The organism is Wandonia haliotis, assembly GCF_039523435.1.
GTDB classification, from domain to species: Bacteria; Bacteroidota; Bacteroidia; order Flavobacteriales_D; family Crocinitomicaceae; genus Wandonia; species Wandonia haliotis.
Genome location: NZ_BAAAFH010000003.1, coordinates 139185 through 162870, shown reverse-complemented (window position 1 = coordinate 162870; position 23686 = coordinate 139185). Strand labels below are relative to the sequence as shown.

Annotated in this window: 18 protein-coding genes and 1 tRNA gene; 13 read left to right on the top strand and 6 right to left on the bottom strand. The window is 39.4% G+C overall.

Annotation, left to right across the window (positions count from 1 at the left end; translation table 11 throughout):
* Positions 1 to 3: 3 nt before the first annotated feature.
* Positions 4 to 1419, top strand: coding sequence for a M28 family peptidase (locus ABDZ97_RS01240; RefSeq protein ID WP_343784263.1), 1416 nt, complete (start codon positions 4 to 6; stop codon positions 1417 to 1419).
* A gap of 13 nt (positions 1420 to 1432) precedes the next feature.
* On the opposite strand, the gene ABDZ97_RS01235 is transcribed toward ABDZ97_RS01240, so the two are convergent.
* Positions 1433 to 2626: a peroxiredoxin family protein gene (locus ABDZ97_RS01235; RefSeq protein WP_343784261.1), complete on the bottom strand. Its 1194-nt coding sequence runs from the start codon at positions 2624 to 2626 to the stop codon at positions 1433 to 1435.
* A 107-nt stretch (positions 2627 to 2733) separates the two neighbouring features.
* On the opposite strand from ABDZ97_RS01235, the gene ABDZ97_RS01230 reads away from it, so the two are divergent.
* From ABDZ97_RS01230 to ABDZ97_RS01220, 3 genes are all read left to right on the top strand, one after another.
* Positions 2734 to 3288, top strand: a complete 555-nt coding sequence (locus tag ABDZ97_RS01230) for an RNA polymerase sigma factor (protein WP_343784259.1) — start codon at positions 2734 to 2736, stop codon at positions 3286 to 3288.
* Positions 3275 to 4216 carry a T9SS type B sorting domain-containing protein gene (locus tag ABDZ97_RS01225; protein WP_343784257.1) on the top strand — a complete coding sequence of 314 codons (942 nt, stop codon included), beginning with the start codon at positions 3275 to 3277 and terminating at the stop codon, positions 4214 to 4216. Before ABDZ97_RS01230 ends, ABDZ97_RS01225 begins: the two co-directional genes overlap by 14 nt.
* A gap of 132 nt (positions 4217 to 4348) precedes the next feature.
* Positions 4349 to 5632, top strand: coding sequence for a pyridoxal phosphate-dependent aminotransferase (locus ABDZ97_RS01220; RefSeq protein ID WP_343784255.1), 1284 nt, complete (start codon positions 4349 to 4351; stop codon positions 5630 to 5632).
* 38 nt (positions 5633 to 5670) lie between these two features.
* Here ABDZ97_RS01220 and ABDZ97_RS01215 read toward each other — a convergent pair whose 3' ends face one another.
* From ABDZ97_RS01215 to gltX, 4 genes are all read right to left on the bottom strand, one after another.
* A complete protein-coding gene (locus ABDZ97_RS01215; RefSeq protein WP_343784253.1) occupies positions 5671 to 6321 on the bottom strand; it encodes a hypothetical protein in 651 nt (216 codons plus the stop codon).
* 99 nt (positions 6322 to 6420) lie between these two features.
* Positions 6421 to 6491 (bottom strand) — tRNA-Cys (locus ABDZ97_RS01210).
* 46 nt (positions 6492 to 6537) lie between these two features.
* Complete coding sequence (folB, locus tag ABDZ97_RS01205) at positions 6538 to 6891, bottom strand: dihydroneopterin aldolase (protein ID WP_343784251.1); 354 nt, start codon at positions 6889 to 6891, stop codon at positions 6538 to 6540.
* Positions 6892 to 6894: 3 nt separating this feature from the next.
* Positions 6895 to 8412 (bottom strand): glutamate--tRNA ligase, encoded by a 1518-nt coding sequence (gene gltX, locus ABDZ97_RS01200; RefSeq protein ID WP_343784248.1) that lies wholly within the window; start codon positions 8410 to 8412, stop codon positions 6895 to 6897.
* Between the two features lie 115 nt (positions 8413 to 8527).
* Between gltX and ABDZ97_RS01195 the strand changes: the two genes are divergently transcribed.
* From ABDZ97_RS01195 to ABDZ97_RS01175, 5 genes are read left to right on the top strand one after another with little or no spacing between them, the layout of a single operon-like run.
* On the top strand, positions 8528 to 11863 hold the full coding sequence (locus ABDZ97_RS01195) for a hypothetical protein (protein ID WP_343784246.1): 3336 nt from the start codon (positions 8528 to 8530) through the stop codon (positions 11861 to 11863).
* A complete protein-coding gene (locus ABDZ97_RS01190) occupies positions 11853 to 12269 on the top strand; it encodes an ATP-binding protein (protein WP_343784244.1) in 417 nt (138 codons plus the stop codon). The genes ABDZ97_RS01195 and ABDZ97_RS01190 overlap by 11 nt, the downstream gene beginning before the upstream one ends.
* Before the next feature lies 1 nt (position 12270).
* Positions 12271 to 12684: an rRNA maturation RNase YbeY gene (ybeY, locus tag ABDZ97_RS01185; protein ID WP_343784242.1), complete on the top strand. Its 414-nt coding sequence runs from the start codon at positions 12271 to 12273 to the stop codon at positions 12682 to 12684.
* Positions 12685 to 12744: 60 nt separating this feature from the next.
* Entirely contained in the window at positions 12745 to 14616 is a 1872-nt protein-coding gene (gene mnmG, locus ABDZ97_RS01180) for a tRNA uridine-5-carboxymethylaminomethyl(34) synthesis enzyme MnmG (protein ID WP_343784240.1), read from the top strand.
* 6 nt (positions 14617 to 14622) lie between these two features.
* On the top strand, positions 14623 to 15501 hold the full coding sequence (locus tag ABDZ97_RS01175) for a class I SAM-dependent methyltransferase (protein WP_343784238.1): 879 nt from the start codon (positions 14623 to 14625) through the stop codon (positions 15499 to 15501).
* A gap of 198 nt (positions 15502 to 15699) precedes the next feature.
* Here the strand turns inward: ABDZ97_RS01175 and ispG are convergent, their stop codons facing one another.
* A complete protein-coding gene (ispG, locus tag ABDZ97_RS01170; protein WP_343784236.1) occupies positions 15700 to 17604 on the bottom strand; it encodes a (E)-4-hydroxy-3-methylbut-2-enyl-diphosphate synthase in 1905 nt (634 codons plus the stop codon).
* 150 nt (positions 17605 to 17754) lie between these two features.
* Between ispG and ABDZ97_RS01165 the strand changes: the two genes are divergently transcribed.
* From ABDZ97_RS01165 to ABDZ97_RS01150, 4 genes are read left to right on the top strand one after another with little or no spacing between them, the layout of a single operon-like run.
* A complete protein-coding gene (locus tag ABDZ97_RS01165) occupies positions 17755 to 19224 on the top strand; it encodes a LysM peptidoglycan-binding domain-containing protein (protein WP_343784234.1) in 1470 nt (489 codons plus the stop codon).
* Positions 19224 to 20738, top strand: a complete 1515-nt coding sequence (locus tag ABDZ97_RS01160) for a GDSL-type esterase/lipase family protein (RefSeq protein ID WP_343784232.1) — start codon at positions 19224 to 19226, stop codon at positions 20736 to 20738. The genes ABDZ97_RS01165 and ABDZ97_RS01160 overlap by 1 nt, the downstream gene beginning before the upstream one ends.
* Positions 20735 to 21964: a GDSL-type esterase/lipase family protein gene (locus tag ABDZ97_RS01155; RefSeq protein ID WP_343784229.1), complete on the top strand. Its 1230-nt coding sequence runs from the start codon at positions 20735 to 20737 to the stop codon at positions 21962 to 21964. Before ABDZ97_RS01160 ends, ABDZ97_RS01155 begins: the two co-directional genes overlap by 4 nt.
* Positions 21964 to 23646, top strand: coding sequence for an MBOAT family O-acyltransferase (locus ABDZ97_RS01150; RefSeq protein WP_343784227.1), 1683 nt, complete (start codon positions 21964 to 21966; stop codon positions 23644 to 23646). The genes ABDZ97_RS01155 and ABDZ97_RS01150 overlap by 1 nt, the downstream gene beginning before the upstream one ends.
* Positions 23647 to 23686 lie beyond the last annotated feature (40 nt).

Below are 23686 nucleotides of genomic sequence, written 5' to 3'. Positions count from 1 at the left end.
ATTATGCGTTTATTGTTTGTCGTTCTTTTTCTGACTGTATCTGTTTATGGTCAGCAACCTTTTATGGATTCTATTACAGGAGCAGAATTGAAAAGGCACCTTGAGATTATTGCTTCTGATGCTTTTGAAGGAAGAGGAACAGGTGAAAAAGGACAAAAGTTAGCAGCTGCTTATCTGAGTGAGCATTTTGCGACCTATGGACTTGAGCAAGCAGAAGTATTAGATTCATATTTTCAGAAATTTGAACTTCATAAAGTAATTCCGGGTGGAGAACTGGAGGTTAATGGTACGAGATTATCTTTTCCTGGTCAGTTTTTATATACCGGGCCGAATACGATAGAGGAAGAGAATATAGAGTTTATTCCTTTTTCTTCGAATAATGTTGGGAAAGAACATGAATATGCTTTGCTTGTTCAGGGGAAGGAAACGTATCGTGAATTATTCGGAAGAATAAAGGATGTTCAGAAGGCAGGATTCGGAGGAGTTGGTTTTTTGATTGAAGACTGGGATAATTTTAATGAGTTATACGGACATTATTTTAACGAAGCCAGATTGGTTTTTCCGGGTAATGTAAAAACTTCTTTTGCTTCATTGTTTGTTGATAAGAAGAGTTTTGAATTGTCAGGAAAGGTTAAGAAATGGATGAAAAAACCTTCCGGACAATTAAAGGAATTACTACAGGGAAATGTACGATTGAATGATGGGGTAGAAGTGATTGAAACGGAAAATGTTTTGGGGGTTATTCCGGGATCTCACCCTGTTTTGAAAGACGAAGTTGTGGTTTTGACAGCCCATTATGATCATTTAGGTAAAGAAGATGGAGTAATATACAATGGCGCGGATGATGATGGATCAGGTACTGTTGCTTTACTGGAAATTGCTCAATCTCTGGCGCTTGCAAAAAAAGCAGGGCAGGGACCTTTACGAACCATACTTATTATGCCGGTTACGGCAGAGGAGAAAGGTTTATTAGGATCGAAATACTATTCAGAGAATCCGGTGTTTCCGATGCATAATACGATAGCCAACCTGAATATAGATATGATCGGAAGGTCAGATGATTTAAATGAAGATCCCGCGTACATTTATGTAATAGGTTCAGATAGGTTGAGTGATGATTTGCATAAAACGAATGAAGCTGCAGCGGAAGAATTAGGAAAGATCCGTCTGGATTACAGATATAATTCGGAAGATGATCCCAATCGGTTTTATTACCGATCCGATCATTATAATTTTGTCGTTCATGGCGTTCCTTCTATTTTTTACTTTTCCGGAGTTCATGAAGACTATCATCAACCTACAGATACAGTCGAGAAAATAGACTTTGAAAAATTAGAGAGTGTTACCCGTTTGATTTTTTTGGTAACCTGGAAACTGGCAAATGCCGAAGAGCGTCCTGTTGTTAACAAACTGAAATAAATTCAGTTACTGCTTATTCGGATAATAATTCTTCTATTAATTGAGTAGTATTTTTTTCGTATTCAAGATAATAGTCTCCTGTTCCGGGTCCTGAAAACCCGGTGTGAATGTTTCGTATTTTTCCTGATTTATCAATAATGATAGATGTAGGGAAGGACATGATATCATTTAACATAGGAAAGTGTTTTGATGCACAATCCTTTTTTGCACTGCCGGCAATAACAAAATGAAAGGGAAGATCATTTTTAGCTTTCATTCTTTTTACTCCTTCCACTCTTTGTTCTGCAGATTTTGGAATTTCATAACAAACCGAAATGATTTCCAGACCTTTTGTTGCGTACTTTTCATAAAGTGACTTATAGAACAGCGATTCATCCAGACAATTCGGACACCAGCTACCCATCAGCTGAATAATTACTACTTTATCTTCAAAATCAGGATTAGGGTAGGAGAAGGTATTTCCCTGCAGATCCGGAAATTCAAATTTTACCGGGATTTCCTCATTTGTAACATAAGTAAGCGAATCGGCATCAGCGAGTTTAAAATTTTCATTCTTTAAAGCTTCCCAATTAGTTTTCCAGTGATTACCACTATAGAACATACCTTCCAGTTTATTTTCGGTTACTGTAGCTGTGAATAGAAAGGCAAAAGAACCATTAAAGGTACTGACTACCAGTTTGTCATTTTGTATAGTACCTGAAAGGAAGCGATAATCTCCGGTCTCCGTTAGAAAAGTACCCGTAACAACGTTTGAATTTTGTTCAAAAACACCTAAAGCTTTATAAGCATCTTCAGATTGAGGAGAAAAAGTAGTTTCCCATTTTCCGGATACATTTACCGAAGTAACATCGTCCAGGGGTAAGTACGGCTTGGCGGAAAAAGGAATTTTATAATTATCTCCCTTAAGTCGGTTATACCAAAAACCATGAATAGAATTTTCGGATTCAATTTTCACACGAAGAAAAGAGTTAAAATCGGGGAATAAAAGATCTGTTGAATCCTCTCCTTTTCGGACTTCAAGAAGAATACGTTCAGTATTGTTAACTACTTCAAAAGTATCTTCTGAAATATCTAACTGAAAAGGAAGAACAGTATTTTTATGAAGTTGCAGGTACCCATTCCATCTACCGTTGGTAGGTGTTTTTTGAGCAAATAAAGAATTGATTTGTAACGTTATAATACCAATCGCAAGAATATAATATTTCATTAGGAAGTCTATTTTCAATGCGCTGAAAATAATGAGATTCCTTCAATTTTTTCTATGCGATGCAACTTATTTTCGATATTTGATGTCTGATAGAAGTACAAATTGTTATGAATGAGGCGGAACTGATTGAAGGATGTGTTTCCGGAAATCCAAGAGCTCAAAAGCAGTTGTATGACATGTTCTCTGGCAGGATGATGGGAGTTTGTTTGCGTTATTGCAAATCGGAAGAAGAAGCACAGGATGCCCTTCAGGAAGGTTTTGTAAAAGTGTTTACCAAAATAAAGGAATTCAAGATGGACGGTTCTTTTGAAGGCTGGATACGTCGGATTATGGTAAATACTTCACTTGATCTGATCCGAAAACATAAAAAGCATGCTTTTCACAGTGATGTGGATGAGCTACAATATATGTTGAGCGATAATGAAATGATCAGTGGTAAGCTTGCAGCAGAGGAACTGTTACGTGTTTTATCTACACTCCCGGACGGATACAGAATAGTGTTCAATATGTTTGCTATAGAAGGATATAGTCATAAAGAGATAGCTAATGAACTTGGGATTAGTGAAAACACGTCTAAATCACAATATTCAAGAGCAAGAGCGTATTTGCGTGATTGCATTGAAAAATTAGAAACAAGAGCGATAAAACGTGAAGAAGACTGAAAATATAGAGAAGCTTTTTAGAGAGGAGCTGGGGAGTTATGAAGCTCCCGTAAATGCTGATCTGTGGAGCTCTATTTCTCAACAGGTCGGAGCAAATGCTGCTGCTTCAGGTTCTGCCGGATTAGGTATTGCATCAAAACTCATTATAGCTGCTACTGCTATCGGTACAATAGGATTGATTTCTTACTTTGTTGCTGAGGGTTCTTCAACTAAGAAAACTAAAGAACTACACACGAAAAACTTCATAGAAGAGTCTTCTGATGAGGTAAAAATCAATCCTGAAAGTACTGCTACTGATGATGAGTTGGTACGAGATGAAACGACGTTGGTTGTTACAGAGAATAGTTCATCAGATAGTGAGATAGCACAACGGGATAATATGCAGAAGGAGGGAGAGGAAATTAAAACTGATATTTCTGAATCCCCTGTAGAGGAAACCGAAATGGTTGATTTAGATCAGCTTGTTGAAGAGCTAAAAGAGACTTCGACAGCAAATAGTAAGGGTAATCCGGTTACGGAAGATAAGAAGGTGAATAATGGAAGGGATTCCGCTAGTAAGAGTTCGGCTGAGAATGAAATTCCAGTCATAGATGAGGCAACAAATGATGAAATATTGGTTCATCATAAAGAGGAATCAGCGACAATTTTCTCTGAGAAATTGCCAAATATTATTACGCCAAATGGAGATGGAGATAATGATTTCCTTGTTATTAAAGCGAAGGAGATACTTTCTTATTTCAAAATAGAAATTTATGATTTAAGAGGGCGTGTTGTGTTCCGAAGTGAAGATCCTGATTTTAGATGGAACGGAACTTTACCAGATGGGGAGCCTGCTCCGGCAGGAAGATATGTATATCAGATCGAAGTTGGGACAGCGGTGAACAATTCGGGTAAACCGTTTGTTCAATCTCTTGAAATAGTACGATAGAAAATTTCATAGACAAAAGGAAAGGCGGTGATCTTATTAACAGATCCCGCTTTTTTAATTTCAGTACAACAAATTCTAAACTATACAGTTTTAGTTTCTTACTTTTGATGAACAAATTATTTTCTTTTTATCATGAATGAAGGAACTGCATCGAAACATCTTCCTGTTTCGCAAATGGCTGAAAATCTTATAGGTTCAGAGATTATAAAACTGGCCGGAGAGGTGAATACAAAAATTCGAAACGGTGAAAAAATCTACAATTTTACAATAGGTGATTTTAATCCGTCGATTTTTCCAATTCCGGAAGAACTAAAGCAGGAAATTATTAATGCATATCTGTCCGGAGAGACAAATTATCCGGCAGGAAACGGAATGGCAGAGTTAAGGGAATCTGTGTCAAGCTATATTTCTGGAATGCAGAAATTGAATTATAGTGCCGATGAAATTCTGATTGCTGGTGGTGCGCGCCCGGTAATTTATGCTACATACAAAGCTATTATTGACCCGGGAGATGGTGTCCTTTTTCCGGTTCCTTCGTGGAATAATAACCATTATTGCCATTTATCAGGAGCAAAAGCTCTTTGTGTTCAGACAAAACCTGAGACCAATTTTATGCCGACAGCTGAAGACATAAAACCATTTATTAAGGATACGGTTTTACTGGCATTATGCTCTCCTCTGAATCCTACAGGTACCACTTTTACAGAAGAGGCTTTGCGGGATATCTGTGAATTGGTTATAGCTGAAAATCAAAGAAGAGGGGAAGGGGAGAAACCGGTCTATATTATGTATGACCAGATTTACTCAGCGCTTACGTATGGAGATATTAAGCATGTTGATCCTGTTTCACTCTATCCGGAATTACGTGATTACACCATTTTTGTGGATGGAATTTCAAAAGCATTCTCGGCTACCGGAGTAAGGGTTGGCTGGACGTTTGGTCCGGAACGTATCATTTCAAAAATGAAATCAATTTTGAGTCATGTGGGTGCTTGGGCACCACGTGCGGAGCAAATAGCGACTTCTCGTTACTTAAAAAACGGGAAAACGTACGAACACTTTCTGGATACAATTAGAGTGCGTATAAGCGAACGTTTGAATGGTTTTTACGAAGGTTTGTGCAAACTTCAGGAAGAAGGTTTTCCGGTTGAAGCAATTGGACCGCAGGCAGCCATGTATTTAACAGTGAAATTGGATTTACGTGGTAAAACGACAGAGGAGGGGAAGAAACTTGAATCAATGGAGGATGTTACAAAGTATATTTTGGATGTAGCGAAGATAGCTTTGGTTCCTTTCTATGCTTTTGGAGCTGAAAAAGACTCACCCTGGTTCAGACTTTCTGTAGGGACTGCTTCTCTTGAAGATGTAAATGACGCTCTGGATTCCTTGCGGATTGCACTGGAAAAATTAAAATAGCGGACAGAATATGCAAAGAAAAGTGAACGGGGAAAAGATCAATAATCTTCTTCCTCGTTTTCTTTTTCAGCCTTTTTCCGATTAAGAGGAATGAATAATGCAATTCTGTATATGATGGGAAGATAGCGTCCCAGATTCGGATTAATAGGATCAGCCAACTTGATAAAATAGTCATTGCGGAGTGGGGAAGGTTGTGAATTTAAATCTTCTCTGACACCATCATAAACATCGTATAGAATACCAACGTTTAGACGTATCGGAAATTCATTAATAAGGAATTCTTTCGACATACCTAACCCAAGAAAAGCAGTTGGAGTCCATTTTTCGGGACGTACACCTTGATTAACTGATCCAAAAGGATTCTTAAGCATCTCCAACTCGGCACCAACAAAGAACCATTCATAAAAACGATAGTGAAGGAAAAGACCGCCACCATAAATAGAACCCGAGTTTCCTACTCCTGTATAGTTGTTTTTACTCCAGAAGTGTTGATAGCGGAAAGAGGGACCAAAAGCAAGTCCTCCTTCAGTGACCATAGAAAACTTTACACCACCACCTGCACTTCCACCGAACGTTGAGAAACTGGCTGCAGTAACTTCTGCACCGATTTCATAGTTCAATTGTGTTTTTGCGGAATTGAATAGGAATAAAGAAAGGAGAAGCAGCAAGCCATTTTTGATACTCTTCATACAAATGGGATTTGCGTTCAAAGTTAACGAATTTCAGGAGAAGAGGAATTGAAGAAAATAAAAACCCTCTGACTTATTGAAAATCAGAGGGTTAGTATGAGGTCCCGAGCGGATTCGAACCGCTGTACGAGGTTTTGCAGACCTCTGCCTAGCCACTCGGCCACAGGACCATTTTCCATGCGGGTCACAAAATTAATAAAAAAAAGTAAAGAAAAACTATTCTTCAATAATTATCGCCACATTATCCACATCACCGTTTATGGGTGGTGTGATTTTTGTTACTTTAACACGTACGGAAAATAGATTTTTAGACTCTCTTTTTATGCGATCAATAATGCGCTGTCCGACATGTTCAATTAGTTTGGAGCGTTGCATCATTTCCTCGTGAACGATCTGATTAATAAGTACGTAATCAATCGTTTTGCTTAGATCATCCTCTTTTGCAGCTAGTGAAAAATCAGTTGTCATGGAAACATCAACGGTATAGTGCCCGCCAATATCAGCTTCTTCCTGCAAGCAGCCGTGATTTGTGTAAAGCTTTATACCGTTGACTTCTATAATATGCTTCATTGTTTATTTTCCTATTTTGGAAATACCTTCTTCCATGCGAGAAAGACATTCTTCTTTACCTAAAAGAGAGCAGATGGAGAACATACTTGGTCCCATTCCTTTTCCGGTAATCAGAACGCGGAAATTAGGAAGTACAGCTCCTATTCCCATTTCTTTTTCTTCAAGGAAAGCTTTAAAAGCTACCTCGATTGTTTCTTCTGTGAAACCTGGAAGAGAAGCCATTCGGGTATTCCATTCCTGCATGAGTTCGGTCGTTCCTTCTTTCCACTTCTTACTAACGGTTTTTTCGTCATAAGAATGAGGTTTTTCGAAGAAATAAGCGCCTTCTGTATAGATATCTTTTACAAAAGTGGCACGTTCTTTCATCAACTCACAAACATGAGCTAGATAATCGTCAGAATACGAGGAAAGATCAGCTTCTTTTTTAAGGATTTCAGCGAGTTTCGAATTATCCGTATTTCTTAGGTACTGCTGCTGGAACCATTTTGTCTTATCAGGATCAAATTTAGCTCCTGCTTTACCCACACGCTCAATGCTGAATGCGTTAATAAGCTCTTCCATTGAGAAAATTTCCTGGTTGGTACCTGGATTCCACCCTAAAAACGCAAGCATGTTTACAAAAGCTCCTGAAAAATAACCTTGTTCACGGTAACCAGTATATACTTCTCCTTCTGCTGTTTCCCAGTTTGTTGGGAAAACAGGAAAGCCTAATCGATCTCCGTCACGTTTGGATAATTTTCCGTTTCCGTCCGGTTTAAGGAGTAGGGGAAGGTGTGCAAATTTTGGAGCTTCCCACCCGAAAGCCTGGTACATATACATGTGTAGTGGAGCAGAGGGTAGCCATTCTTCTCCACGTATTACATGCGTGATTTCCATTGTATGATCATCGACTATATTTGCCAGGTGATACGTCGGCATTCCGTCACTTTTGAATAAAACTTTATCGTCCAGGTTATTGGTGTTTACAACCACCCACCCACGGATTTGATCTTCAAAACGGATGTCTTCATTACGCGGCATTTTCATACGAATAACATAAGGATCTCCGTTTTCAAGACGCTTTTGTACTTCATCAGCAGGAAGAGTGAGCGAATTCTTCATATTCGTTCGGGTGACACAATTGTATTGCCAGTTGGGCATTCCCATTTTTTTTGCCTGCTCACGCATATTCTCTAATTCCTCTGCTGTGTCGAAGGCATAATAGGCCATTTCCTTTTGGATTAATTCTTCAGCATATTGGCGATACATTGGTTTTCTTTCAGACTGGATGTAAGGACCGTATTCTCCACCTATGCCCGGACCTTCATCCGGAATAATACCGCACCAGTTAAGTGCATCAATAATGTACTCCTGCGCACCGGGAACAAAGCGGGTTTGATCAGTATCTTCTATTCTCAAAATAAAAGAACCACCGCTTTTTTTAGCCAGTAGATAATTGTAAAGTGCCGTTCTGACTCCTCCCATGTGAAGTGGTCCGGTGGGTGACGGCGCAAATCGAACGCGAACAGGTGTATCTGACATAATAATTTTTTTGTGCAAAGATAAAACATTGTAACGTTCTACAGACGGCTTAAACAGATTGATTCAGCAATATTTACTACCTTAGTAAGTTATTCTATTGAGTAGAGATTGTAATATGAATGCATACGAAGGACTTTTAAATCAGGTTGAGGAATTTATCAGGCGGTTTTATTTAAATCGTTTGATACGTGGAGTTATGCTCTTTGTCGGAATCACATTGCTGTTGTTTCTGATCGTTGCTAACCTTGAGTATTTTGGTTCTTTTAATTCGGCTATTAGAACAACTTTGTTCTTTGTTCTTGTTTTTTCTTTCAGTGGTTTGGGTTGGTTTTATTTGATAGATCCGTTATTAAAATTGAATAAAATCGGTAAAAGGATGAATGCTGAAGAAGCTGCTTTACTGATTGGAAAATTAATCCCGGATATTGATGACAAGATTATTAACACGCTTCAATTATCGGAGAGAAAATCTGACACAGGAAATACAGAGATGCTAGAGGCAGCCATACGTCAGAAGTCTGTACAGCTGTCGCGGTTTTCTTTTGGGGCAGCGATTGATTTTAAAGAGAACAGAAAGTTCTTGCGTTACGTAATACCTGTTTTACTTGTTTTTGTTTCGGTTTTGATCTTTCAGCCGCAAATTATTGTTCAAAGCTCGGAACGAATTGTAAACTATGATAAAGAGTTTATTCCCCCGGCACCTTTTTCTTTTGTTTTAGCCGACCTGAGCAAAGAGGTAGAGGAAGGCGAAGATGTTGTATTACATGTTGTAACAAAAGGCGAAGAGTTACCGGAGAAAGTGTTTTTGAACTCTAATTACGGTCGTTTTCTAATGAGAAAAGTTTCTGGGAACTCTTTCGAATATACTTTACCAAAAGTAAAGGAAGATGTTACGTTTCATTTTGATGCGAATGGTTACAGGTCTTCTAATTATCAGGTAGATGTTTTTGGAAGCTCGAAATTGAGCAACTTCAAAGCGTTGATTGAATACCCAACTTATTTGGGAAAGGAAAATGAAACCATTACTAATCCGGTTGTTTTAACAGTTCCTGAGGGTGCAAAAATTCGGTTTACAGGGCAAATGGATAATGTTGTTTCGACAGAAGTCCGGTTTGCGGATTCGGTTTACTCGTTTTCAGAAGCAATTGATTTTTCGCGTTCTTTTATGAATAGTGAAAGTTTTACGGTGCTTTTAGAGAATCAGTTTGGTGGGGATGATAAGGAAATTTCAAAACAAGTGGATGTCATAAAGGACGCTTTTCCTTCTATCGAAGTAAGCGAAACAAAAGACTCTTTATCTGAGTTATTGCGGTTTTTTGAAGGAACAGTAAAGGATGATTATGGTATTTCTCGGGTAACATTTGTTTCACAAGTGAAAGGAGAAAATTCTGTTGTTCGTGTGAGTATCCCTGGAGTGTCATTTACAGGTGGCAGATTCTTTCATATGTTGGATCTAAGAAATATCGGCTTGGAGGCTGGTGAGGAGTTGTCCTATTACTTTGAGGTGTATGATAATGATGGGGTAAATGGACCCAAACGAAGCCGTAGTAACACATTTATCTACAAGGTGCCGACAAAGGATGAGTTGAAAGAAAAAAGAAAGGAAGCCTATTCTAATGCGCAAAGCGGGATGTCCGAATTGCAGAAGGAGATGAAAGAATTTGAAAAGAATATGGAGTCTTTTCGAAAGGCGAATCTGGATAAAAAAATGGATTCTTGGAAGAAGAAAGATATGCTGGATCAACTTATGGAACAGCAAGAGACCTTAAAGAATAGTGTTGAGAAAGCAAAAGAGGAATTGGAAAAGACAATAGAGGAGAAGGAGCTGTTTGACGAAGTAGACGAAGAGCTATTGGAGAAGCAGAAACTACTGGAGGAAATGTTAGATAAACTACTGGATGATGAGATGAAGGAGTTGCTGAAGGAGCTTCAGGAGTTGATGGAGAAGAACGACATGAATGGTGTCGAAGATAAAATGGAAGACATGGAACTGACGAAAGAAGAAATGAATCGTCAGATGGATCGAACCATGGAAATGTTGAAAAAGATGGAGGTGGAGGAAGCAATGAAAGACTTTCTTTCCAATCTGGAGGAGTTACAGGAGAAACAAGAGGAATTGAGTAAAGAGCAAGGAGGAGGTGAACAGGAGGAACAAGAAGAACTGAAAGAGGAGTTTGAGCAACTATTAGATGATTTGGAGGAAATAAAAGAGAAGAATGAGGATTTGAAGCGACCTTTTGATATAGACGAGGAAAAGGAACTACAAGAGGGAGCTTCTGATGATATGCAGAAAGCGAGTGACAAACTTGAGAAGAATAAAGGAGAAAAGGCAAATGAGGATCAAAAGAACGCATCTGACAAGATGAAAGAAATGAAGGATAGTATACAAGCTCAAATGGAGGCACAAAAACAACAGCAACAGGGAGAAGATATGGAAGCGCTTCGTGCTTTATTAGAAAATCTGATGCGACTTTCTTTCGATCAGGAAGCTATTATGAATGAGTTAAGTGCTTTGTCTGCAGAGGATCCGAAAGTAACTAAATTGAACCATAGACAAAGAAAGCTTATGGACGATCATGTTGTGGTAAAAGACAGTCTTGTTGCTTTGGCGGAAAGAGTTCCTCAGGTTGCTGGAATAATAGATACAGAACTGAAATCAATTGATAGAAACTTTATGGATATAACGCCTCTGATGCATGATCGTTTGTTGAATGAACTAATGATTAAACAGCAGTTTGCTATGACTGGTTATAACAACCTTGCGTTGTTACTGAATGAATCATTAGAGCAAATGCAGCAGCAAATGCAAAGCATGATGAAAGGTTCAGGGCAGTGTGAAAATCCCGGTGGTTCGGGAGGTAAACCATCTGAGGGAATGAGCATGGGAGACATGAAGGAAATGTTGAAGAAGCAACTTCAGAAAATGAAGGGTAAAGGATCTAATCCCGGTGGAGAAGAGCCTGGGCAACAACCAGGAAATCAACCCGGAGGTCAGGGAGGTATGGGGTTGCCAGGTATGAGTTCCAAGGAAGTTGCCAAGATGGCGGCTGAGCAGGCGGCTATGCGTAAGATGCTTGAGAAGCTACGACAGGAGTTGAATAAAGATGGGAAAGGATCTGGAAATGCACTTAATCCGTTGATTGAAGAGTTAGAACGTCAGGAAAAAGATCTTGTGAATCGTAGAGATAAGTTTGTTGTCGAACGTCAACAAGAGATTTTGACAAGACTGTTGGAGAGTGAGAAAGCGTTGCAGGAACGTGAATGGGAGGAGAAACGAGAAAGCGAAACAGCAAAAAATCAGGAAAACCGTAACCTTATTCAATTTGCGGAGTATAAGAAGCGAAAGGAGCGTGAAATAGAGATGTTGAGATTGAAAACTCCTGGATTAAATAATTATTATAAACGCAAAGCTGCGGAATATTTTAATAAGGTTTTGTTAGATGATAAATAGCGAAAATGATCTTGTGGAGCGTATGGTTTTAGATACAAACCTGGATAGTATTCATGTCGTAGAAGGGTTGGTGGAGAAGATAGGTGATAGTTTGAACTTATCAGAGGATAGTTTCGGGAATGTGTTAATTTCAGTTACTGAAGCTATAAATAACGCTGTTGTTCATGGAAATAAGAATGATGAACGGAAGAAAATCATCCTGGAAGTATTATCAAATGGTGATAAGGTGTGTTATGCCATAAAGGATGAAGGAGCAGGATTTGACTTTATGAATTTGCCTGATCCTACAGCGCCTGAAAACATTGAAAAGCCAAATGGAAGAGGAGTTTTCTTGATGAAGTCTTTGGCAGACGAAGTGGTTTTTGAAGATAATGGAAGTAAAGTATTACTATATTTTGTGAAATAAGATGAGTGTTGAGTTGTTTTACGAAGATGTTGAAATTCCGGGATTAGATCCGGAATTTTTTGTTTCGTGGTTTGAGAAAGTGACCTTAGAGGAGGAGAAAGTGTTAGGGGATATTACAATTGTTTTTTGTTCTGACGATTATCTTCTTGATGTGAATAGAAGACACTTGGATCACGATTATTATACGGACATAATAACGTTTGACTACTCTGAATGGCCTGTTGTTTCTGGTGATTTATTCGTGAGTTCGGATCGTGTTGCTGATAATGCGAAGGGGTTAGAGATTGAATTTAAAGAAGAATTAGATAGGGTGGTTGTCCATGGTTTGTTGCACTTGTGTGGTTATAAAGATAAGTCGGACGAGGAAGAGCTTGTTATGAGAGAGAAGGAAGATTATTATTTGGGTAAGCGATAGTGTTTCACGTGAAACATTGATTACATTCTTCTTAATTTTGTTCCACGTGAAACATTGGTTATGTTAAAAGAATATGATGTAGTGGTGGTGGGTGCAGGACACGCTGGTTGTGAAGCAGCGAATGCTGCTGCTAAAATGGGTAGTTCGGTTCTGCTTGTGACAATGAATATGAATACAATTGCTCAGATGTCATGCAATCCGGCAATGGGTGGTGTGGCGAAGGGTCAAATTGTGCGTGAAATTGATGCTTTAGGTGGTGGTTCGGGTTTGGTTTCGGATAAAAGTGCTATTCAATTTAGAATGTTGAATAGAAGTAAGGGTCCGGCTATGTGGTCTCCACGAACGCAGAACGATCGAATGCTATTTGCTCTTGAGTGGAGGTGGCTTTTGGAGTCGAATCCCAATGTGGATTTCTGGCAAGATATGGTGGTTAGTGTTTCTGTTGAGGGTGGTAAAGTTATTGGTGTGAAAACAAGAATGGGTATGGATATCAAGGCTCGTTCTGTTGTTTTGACGAATGGTACATTCCTTAATGGGTTAATACATCTTGGTGAGAAGCAATATGGTGGTGGACGTGCAGGAGAAGGTGCTTCATTTGGTATAACGGAAGAGTTGGTTAAGCTAGGTTTTGAGTCCGGAAGAATGAAAACCGGAACACCGCCACGTGTAGATGGGCGTTCTTTGGATTATACGAAGATGGAGGTTCAAGAGGGGGATGCAGTACCTGCAAAATTTAGCTTTTGGGACACCAAGCCGTTAGCTACTCAAAGGGCTTGTCATATAACATATACAAACACCTCTACGCATGAAATATTGCGTTCGGGTTTTGATCGTTCACCAATGTTTAATGGTGCTATACAGAGTACCGGTCCTCGTTATTGCCCTTCTATTGAGGATAAAATAAATCGTTTTGCAGAACGGGATCGTCACCAGATTTTTGTTGAACCAGAGGGGTGGAACACGGTTGAGATATACGTAAATGGATTTAGTACTTCTTTACCGGAAGAAGTTCAGTTTGAAGCCATGAAAACAATTCCTGGTTTTGAGAATGTGAAAATGTTTAGACCTGGATACGCGATTGAATATGATTATTTTCCACCAACACAATTGAAGCATTCTTTGGAGACGAAGTTGGTTGATAATTTGTTTTTTGCGGGTCAGATAAATGGTACTACGGGTTATGAGGAAGCCGCTTGCCAGGGATTAATGGCGGGAATTAATGCACACAAGAAGGTTAGGGGAGAAGATGCTTTTGTGTTAAGTCGCTCAGAAGCTTATATTGGTGTTCTTATTGATGATCTGATCACAAAAGGAACGGAGGAACCGTATCGTATGTTTACTTCGCGAGCTGAATACAGAATCCTGTTGCGTCAGGATAATGCAGATATTCGCTTAACCCCGGTTGGTTATTCTCTGGGTATGATATCAGATGAACAACTAAGAAAAGTGGAGTATAAGAACGATTTTACAAAACGTATTATTGACTCTTGTAATAAGGAAGGTATAAAGCCAGAGGTAGTGAATCCTTTATTAGAAGAGCGTAATAGCTCTCCGGTTAGTCAGCAAGTAAAGTTATCTTCATTAATTACCCGCCCGAACATTAGTTTAGAAGATGTTGTTTCTCTTTCTGAAAAGACAATAAAGTTGGTAGAGGAGGTCGCTATAGTAGATGCTTCTGTTGTTGAACAAGCAGAAATACAAATGAAATACGAGGGATATATAAATCGGGAAGAGGAGATGGCCGCAAAACTAAGTCGCCTCGAAGAAGTATCTATTCCTACAGATATGGATTATTCTAAGCTCTCTAGTTTGAGTACAGAAGCAAAGCAAAAGCTAAGTAAAATTCAGCCGGCAACAATTGGTCAGGCTAAAAGGGTAAGTGGGGTTTCTCCTGCCGATATTAGTGTTTTATTAATTTATCTTGGAAGGTAGTTTCACGTGAAACAATTAGTCGAAATAGCACATTGTCCAATCTGTAATGCTACAGATTTTAAAAAAGTAATGATCAGTAAAGACCACATGATAACAGGGGAGGAGTTCTCTATTGTTGAGTGTTCGTCTTGTGGTTTTTGGTTTACAAGCCCAATTCCGTCGGAAAATAAAATAGGAGAATACTATAAAAGTGATGTTTATGTTTCACATTCTTCTTCCAAAAAAGGACTGATAAATAGTGTCTATAATTGGGTTCGGAACTATACGCTTAAGAAGAAGCTTAAACTTGTTCAGGGACTTTGTGAAAAAGGAGTTGTTGTAGATTATGGGTGTGGGACTGGTCATTTTTTGAATATTCTAAAGAAAGCGGGATATGATGCAAAAGGCTTTGAACCGGATGATGATGCAAGACGTTTCACAGGAAAAGAATTTGGAATACAAACATCGCCTCTGGATAAGTTTTCTGAATTACCAAAGGAGAGTGTTGACGTTATTACTATGTGGCATGTGTTGGAACATGTATATCATCTGAAACGTGATTTTGAAAACATTGTAGATCGTATAAAACCAGGCGGCTATTTAATTATAGCTGTTCCAAATCGTATGTCTTTTGATGCGGAAAGTTATAAGGAGCTCTGGGCCGCGTATGATTTACCAAGACACCTGTATCATTTTTCCCCTTCAGATATTAAAAATCTATCAACATCGTTTGGACTTGAATTGGTAGAAATAGCACCAATGAAATTTGATGCGTACTATGTAAGTATGCTTTCCGAGAAATATAAGGGCGGTTCTTTGATGCGTGCTTTTATGAATGGAGTAAAGTCCAACCGTAAAGCTGATGAAAATGGCTTTTCGAGCCAAATTTATGTATTTAAAAAGTAATTGACTGTTAATCAGTTGTTTACTGTTTTTTTCTTATAAACATCTCAAGCTTGATTAAAATAGTAGAAGAACCTGATGTGTGTTTTTAAAGCGATTTAAGCGCTTGTTTTTGTTCTTGAAAAGGAATCACATTGAGGTTTTTTGATCTTGCCTTAGAGTGTAAATAAACGGGGTGTTTTTTTGCTTGTTTTTCTGGTTTTATCGCGGTTCTCGCCAATCTCCGTTTTCTTTTATTAAGGTGATCAATTCTTCCACCGCATTTTGGGAAGGAACATTCCGCTTTACAATTTCTTTCGCTTTGTACAAATTTATTTTTCCGGGTCCTGATCCAACGTATCCGTAATCAGCATCAGCCATTTCTCCCGGTCCGTTTACAATACACCCCATAATTCCGATTTTGATTCCTTTGAGGTGCTGAGTGGCCTGTTTTATTTTTGCCGTGGTCTTTTGTAAGTCAAATAGAGTTCGTCCACAGGAGGGGCAGGAAATATATTCTGTCTGTGATATTCTCGTACGGGTAGCCTGTAGAATGGAGAAAGCATTGGCATTTCTTTCGCGAAGAGGAATGGCTATATTGTTTATCCAAAGACCATCTCCGAAACCATCAATGAGTAATGCTCCGAAATCAATGGAGGTGTGAATTCTGTAGGTTTCGTATTCAGTTTGTTGGTTTATTGAAGAAAGGACTACTGGATTTTCTAATTTGTAATTAGTAAGTTCTGAGAAAAAAAGACGGGAAGAATAAACAGGAAACTCCGGATGTGGTTCAAAGAGAAACACCAATCTGTTTTGACTTTCAAAGGAATTAATCTGTTGTAAATACTTTATCTCATCGTGTTTTATAGAAACGAAAAAATTAGTTGAACCAAGCTCTTTTTCTTTATCGGATAAGTATGTTTTGATGTCTAATAAAGGTAAGTGAGTCGGATGTTTTCCTTTAGAAAGCCAGGCGTTGAAATCCTGAATTACCTGAAGTGTTCCCGGGAGTTCAAAATCGATGGTTTTTTCTCCTGTATAAATATAGTCACAGGCCTGGTCACTGATTTCCCACTTGTCAAGCGGTACGCTGTACTGATAGCCTATAGAAAATAAATGGCTGCGTTTTAGTGATTCCAGTGATGATAAATCATGTATAATAACAGGAACTTTGTCAGCTCCTATATTGTGAATAAGTACACTTTTTCTTCGGGAATATTCATAAGGATTATAGTAAAGTTCGTAATTTGAATACGGACTTACTTTTTTTTGAGAATAACGATCTGCAATTTTTTTTGCAACAGGAATTTCTTTGTGAGCAGCTTCGGTTAAGGAAACACGGATCGTGTCGCCAATCCCGTCTTCAAGAAGTGTTCCTATACCAATTGCGGATTTTACTCTTCCGTCCTCTCCGTCTCCGGCTTCTGTTACACCAAGGTGAAGAGGGTAGGCGTATCCTTCTTCGATCATTGTTGCAACAAGTAAGCGATACGCCTGAATCATTATTAGCGGATTACTTGCTTTCATGGAGATAATGAGGTTATGGAAATCGTGTTTTGCAAAAATGCGGATGAATTCCATTGCTGACTCTACCATACCGCGCGGAGTATCACCAAAACGGTTCACAATTCTATCTGAAAGTGATCCATGATTGGTTCCAATCCGAACCGCTGTTTGGTGTTCTTTAGAAACCTGTATAAAGGGAAGTAATTTCTCTTCTATTTCCGATAAGGCTTGTTGATAAGAAGCTTCCGTATATTCCTTCTGTAGTTTGTGTTTTTTTTCAGCGTAATTTCCGGGGTTGATTCGTACTTTCTCAACGATTCCGGCAGCAATTTCTGCTGCATTTGGTGTAAAATGGACATCGGCAACTAGGGGAATCAGGTATCCCAGTTCTTTTAAACGGGTAGCAATAACTGCCAGATGACGTGCCTCTTTAACCGATGGAGTAGTTAGCCGCACAAGCTCTCCTCCCGCCTCATAAATGTGAATACACTCACGAACAACGGCTTCTGTATCCATTGTGTCGGATGTTGTCATCGACTGAAGTACAATCGGATGCTCTGCCCCAATACGAATGTCTCCCACAGCAACTTCTGTTGTAGGGAAACGTCTGTAAGAGACCATGTTATCGCAATATTTTTTCATCCCGATCAACCCTGCAAAGTTAGCGGTTTTTGTTCGTTATCGACAACTGTAATTGCTTTCCACAGTATTCCGTTAAAAAAATAAGACACAATGTACAATTAGCCGCCTTGTTCACGTTACTTTTACTCTATGAAGTTTTCTTTTGGTAAACAGGTTGTGTGGGTATTGCTATTGTGTTCTGTTACTGCTTTTTCAGCGGATAGGGAGTATATGCAGCAATTAAAGGCTCGCTTTGCCGAACAGGCACAGTCCGTTTTTTATAAGTACAAGCTTGATAATGAATTGGTAAAATCAACTCCGCTCAAAAAATTTCCGGAATATTCCCGGGAAGAAGTTGAAACTTTTCTGAAGGAATATCTGGGTAACTGGTATGACGGTTACGACAAGACTATAGCAGAGTATATTGATTTTTATACAACACAACCCGACCAATATACCCGAACCTGGTTAGGGCTTATGGAATCCGAGGAAGAAAAGATTAAGACGGTTTCTCCTGAACTACGTAATGTGTTACGTTCTTTAGTTTTTTCCAATGTACTCCTGTTAAGCTACGAGGCAAAAGAAAGCAGTACACCACTTTCTATCCCATCACCAATTGCACAACGTTATAATTGTCAGATAGATAAAACAATAGATGACCGTTTTTTTCTTGAAAGCCAATTACGTGTTGCGGAACGTTATCTTTCTGATTTGAAGAATCATTTTGACGAACCTTCGTTTCAGTTAGCTGCTTTTGTTTTGGGGGCGGCCACCGTTCGAAAGGCAGAAAATGCAACGCCACAGACGTCCCGTTTTGAACAGATCTATCCGAACATACAACACCCTTCCAGAGATTTTTATTGGGCAATGTGCGCTGCTGCTTTTGTCTGGGGTAAAAAAGAGGAATGGAAAGCAAAGGGATATCCGTTTTCAGAAATATGGGAAACGGAAAAGGTTTTAGTAAACGATACGGTTTATTTGGAACAAGTGGCTGCTGTTCTCAATTTGGATAAAAAGGAGATAAAAGCCTATAATCCTCAGTTCTATAATGAGTTCCTTTTACCGGGAAATACATTGGTTATTCCGGTCAATAAAAAAGAAAGCTTTTTGTTGATGAAAGATTCCATCAGCAGCTACAAAAGAGAGATGTTTTTTCCGGAGAAAGAAGATAGTTGTTATGTTTTTTACCGAACAAACAGGGGTGAGTATTTCAGGGATTTAACCCGTTGGTTTGGTCCGGGCTTGGAAGAAATCAAGAAAATAAATGATTTCTCCAGTAATGTTCTTCCTAAATATTGGGATGTTTTCTTTCGCGTTCCGTGTAAAGACAGTGCTTATTTCGCTGCATTTGATCACATGACACGAAGTCAGAAGGATGCGGCGGCAAAGGGAGAGGAGGTTAAACCGGACGTTTCAACTCAAAAACAGAACAAAGAACCGGTAGCCGAAAAACCGGCTGTTCCGACCGGTGCCAAAAAAATTGTTTATGTTGTTAAATCCGGTGATACGTTGTGGGCGATTGGTCAGAAGTATAAGGTAAGTGATACCGATATTATGCGTTGGAATAATATTGGTAGTCGTATACAACCCGGACAGAAATTAACTATTTATACGCGGTAATGGAAAAAGAATCAAAGAAATTCCCTCCGTACAAGGTCTTACTTTTTTTGACGCTTGTTTTTGCAATGCTGGGAGCAATAGCCTTTTTTATTCCTGAGGAAGGGGTAAGGGTTGCCGGTAAGGATTTTTACTTTGTAAGTCTACAGGATGCTTTGGGTAATAATGAGGACGAAAAGATTGATGTTGAAGCATTAATACAAGCGCGCAAAGATAGTTTACAGGCACATTTGGATCAACTTCGGGATGCCCACTATCAATCGGTTCAGGATAGTATTGACGCTGCGGCTGCGTTAGCGAAGGCAGATCCAACAAGGTTGCAATACGGAAATGAAGAAAGAGATGGTCTGGATGCTTTTTTCAATGCTTTGGCAACGATAGGAAGTAATGATCAGGGTGTCCGCATCCTGCATTACGGAGATTCCCAGATAGAAGAAGACCGGATTACTTCGTTCGTAAGAAAAAAACTACAGGCTCGTTTTGGTGGTGGTGGTGTCGGAATGTTAGTTCCTCGAGCTATTACACATAGTCAGACAATTTACCAGTCTGCGTCTGAAAACTGGACAAGATACACCGCTTTCGGAGGAAAAGGACCTTTTGCCGAAGACGGAAGATACGGAGCTCTGGCTGTTATGTGTAAGTACAATAATTACATGGCAGACAGTCTGGATAGCGTTTTGGTTGAGAAAACATTTTCAAGTGGTTATGTTTCGTACTCTCCACGAAAGAATACACACGCTACTGTGCGAAATTTTAATAGAGTGCGGGTATTTATGGGACATAATTCCGCGCCTGTAGAGTTGGTGTTGTCATTTGACGGACAGGAGCTAAGTCGCCAGATTGAAGCTAATACTTCTCTACAGATTGTTTCTTTTGATCTTGAGAAAGCACCTTCTTCGGTTACGGTTTCTTTTAGAGGAGCTGCCAGCCCTGAGGTGTACGGTATTTCGCTGGAGACTCCAACAGGAATCCACATGGATAATATTTCCATGCGAGGTGGTTCCGGAACTATTTTCTACAAATTAAATGGTCAGTTGACGAAACAAATGTACGATGCGCTGCATCCGAAACTTATTATTCTTCAGTTTGGTGGAAACGTTATGCCGTATGTAGATACGAAGAAAAAGGCCGAAAACTTTGGAAAAGAATTTCTGCGAAATATGAAGCGAATAAAAAGCCTTTGTCCGGAAGCTTCCCTACTTGTCATAGGTCCTTCAGATATGTCAAAAAACATTAATGGGAAAATGCAAACCTATCCGAACCTGCCGGATGTAAGGGACGCGCTTAAGGAAGCTGCTTTTGAGGTGGGCGGTGCCTACTTCGATATGTATGAGGTTATGGGTGGGAAAAATTCGATGTTAAGTTGGGTAGATTCGGACCCGCCGCTGGCAGCAAAAGATTATATCCACTTCTCACCACGGGGAGCGTCAAAAATTGCAGAGATATTTTACGAATCGCTCATGTTGGATTATGAGCACTATCTGAATCGACAGAAAGGAAAGAAAAAGGAAAAATGAGAGATTGGATTGTAGCGATAGGGTTTTGTTTAGTAATGATTAACGTATACGGGCAGCCGATACGTGCTGAAATTCCGGATGCGGATTATATCCATACGGATCAGGCAGAGTTGCATTTTCCCGGTTCAACAGAGTCAGCAGATGTGTTTTTCAAAAAGATGGAAAACCTGATGCTTTTTGGTGAAGGAAAAATAAATGTTGTTCATTTTGGAGGATCTCACATTCAGGCAGATATTTACTCGAACCGCATGCGTCAATGGTTAGGGGGCTATATTCCCAACCAGCAGGGAGCAAGAGGACTCGTGTTTCCTTTTCGTATTGCAAGAACCAACGGCCCTTACGACTATCGTGTTGACTATACAGGAGACTGGTCGCATGTCAGAAATGTAAGCAGAACACTGGATACAAAACTTGGCGCTTCGGGTATTAGTGTTTATACCTCTGACACAACCGCCTCTGTTCAGATTACTTTTGATACCAAAAAGAACCTGCCACACCGTTTCAATAGAATAAAAGTATTGCACGAAGTAGACAGTCTTTCTTATGAAATGAAGTGGTTGGGAAGTGATTCGGCACAAATCCATCACTATCCGGATTCAGGTTTTTCAGTTATAGAACTTACTACCCCGGTGGACACGCTGGAATTAGGGTTTACTAAGACAGATTCACTGCAAAACCGGTTTATTCTGTATGGGTTTTACCTGGAGAATGATGAACCGGGTTTTACGTATAATTCGATAGGCGTAAATGGTGCAAGTACAGGGTCGTTTCTGAAATGTGAGCTGTTTGAACAACACATGCAGGTACTTAATCCGGATATTGTGTTTTTCGGAATCGGAATTAACGACGCACACGGATCAAACTTTACAAAAAGAGGATTTATAGCCAATTATGATGAAATTATCAGGCAGATCAGAACAGCCAACCCGAATACATTCTTTGTTTTCCTGACCAATAATGATAGTTACGGCTACAATAAAAAACTCAATACAAACGGAGTCATCGTACAGGAAGCAATGTATGAGTTAGCCCAGAAACACAATGGAGCTGTGTGGGACATGTTTGCTGTAATGGGAGGTTTGAAAAGTGCAAACATCTGGAAAGCACGTGATTTATTGAAAAAAGACAGAATACACTTTACCCGGGAGGGATATAACCTGATCGGAGATTTGCTTTTTAACGCGCTTATGGAAGCGTATGAAAATTACTTAATAGCAGAAAACTAATGGATTGGCTGAATTGGAATGAAATTTGGAACTATCTGTCCCATGTGCTGAGTTACAACCCCTCTGCACCGATGATCTTCACACGTTTTAGCTTTTGGGGCTTTTTCATAATTGCCTATGCAGTGTATGCCATCGTGTATAAGAAAATTGCGCTTCGAAACGGGTATTTGTTTCTGATCAGTTTGTTTTTCTACTACAAAACAAGTGAGTTTTTCTTCTTTTTATTGCTTTTCAGTACCGTTACTGATTTTTACATCGGAAATGCAGTGTACAGGAGTACTTCTAAGCGCAAAAGACTTTGGTTGGTAGTTCTCAGTGTTACGATCAACCTTGGGGTACTGGTGTATTTTAAATATGCTTATTTCTTTACCGAAAGCTATAATCAGGTGTTCCATACCGATTATGAAGTGTTTAACCACCTGGCACACTGGTCCAATGAGTGGTTGGGAACTGGTTTTGATGTTAATAAAATCATATTGCCGGTAGGAATTTCTTTTTTCACCTTCCAGACGATTTCGTACACAGTTGATATTTACCGTGAGCGGATACAACCGGTTAAAAACCTGATTGATTTTGGGTTTTATGTTTCGTTTTTTCCGCAATTAGTTGCTGGTCCGATTGTTCGTGCGAATGAATTTGTTCCGCAGATTTATCAACCGTATTCCATTTCTAAGCGTGTTTTTGGAATGGCTGTTTTCCTCATTCTTAACGGACTGGTTAAAAAAATGGTGTTGGGAGACTATATAGCCGTCAACTTTATTGACCGGGTATTCGATAATCCGGGAATGTACACCGGGTTTGAGAGTATGCTGGCTCTTTTTGGGTATTCTTTACAGGTCTATTGTGATTTTTCCGGTTATACGGATATTGCAATCGGTGTAGCCATGCTTATGGGCTTCTATCTGCCGACCAACTTTAATTCGCCTTATAAAGCACAGAGTACATCAGAGTTTTGGGGCAGGTGGCACATTTCATTGTCCACCTGGTTAAAAGATTACCTGTATATCCCATTGGGAGGAAACAGGAACTCAACCTGGGGAACATGGATTTCGCTTACACTCATTCTTACGGTAATTGTTCTGTTGAGCGGAAACATGTGGTTCTTCCTTATTTTTGCGGGAGTTGCTCTTTTAATCGTCGGGTTAGCCCATTTGTTCCCGGGGCTGAAAAAAGCGATTATCAGGGATATTAACCTTATGATTACCATGCTATACGGGGGATTATGGCACGGAGCTTCCTGGAATTTTGTCATTTGGGGAGGACTGAACGGATTGGGTGTTGTCTGGCACAAATACTGGTCGAAGATCAGCCCGTTTAAGAATAAGAGTGGAATTCTCGTACGTATTTATGCTATTACCTTCACGTTTGTTTTTATTACGTTTACGCGGATCTTTTTCCGGGCGGAAGATTTGGAAACGGTAGAGCAAATGTGGCACAGTATGCAGACCAATTTTCAGTTGGGGCTTGCCTGGGAAATTTTGACAAGCTACAAATGGGTCTTTTTCGCTATGTTATTTGGTTTTATCGTTCATTGGTTACCGACACGAGTCAAAGATTGGTATAAAGAACTGTTTGTTGCCTCTCCAATGCCTGTTAAAGCAATTGTTGCTGTTATTACAGTGTTCGTTATCATCCAGTTTATTTCAAGCGATCTACAACCGTTTATTTATTTCCAGTTCTAATAAGACAAGGATTTGTTATATATTGTATTCGTTCAAAGGG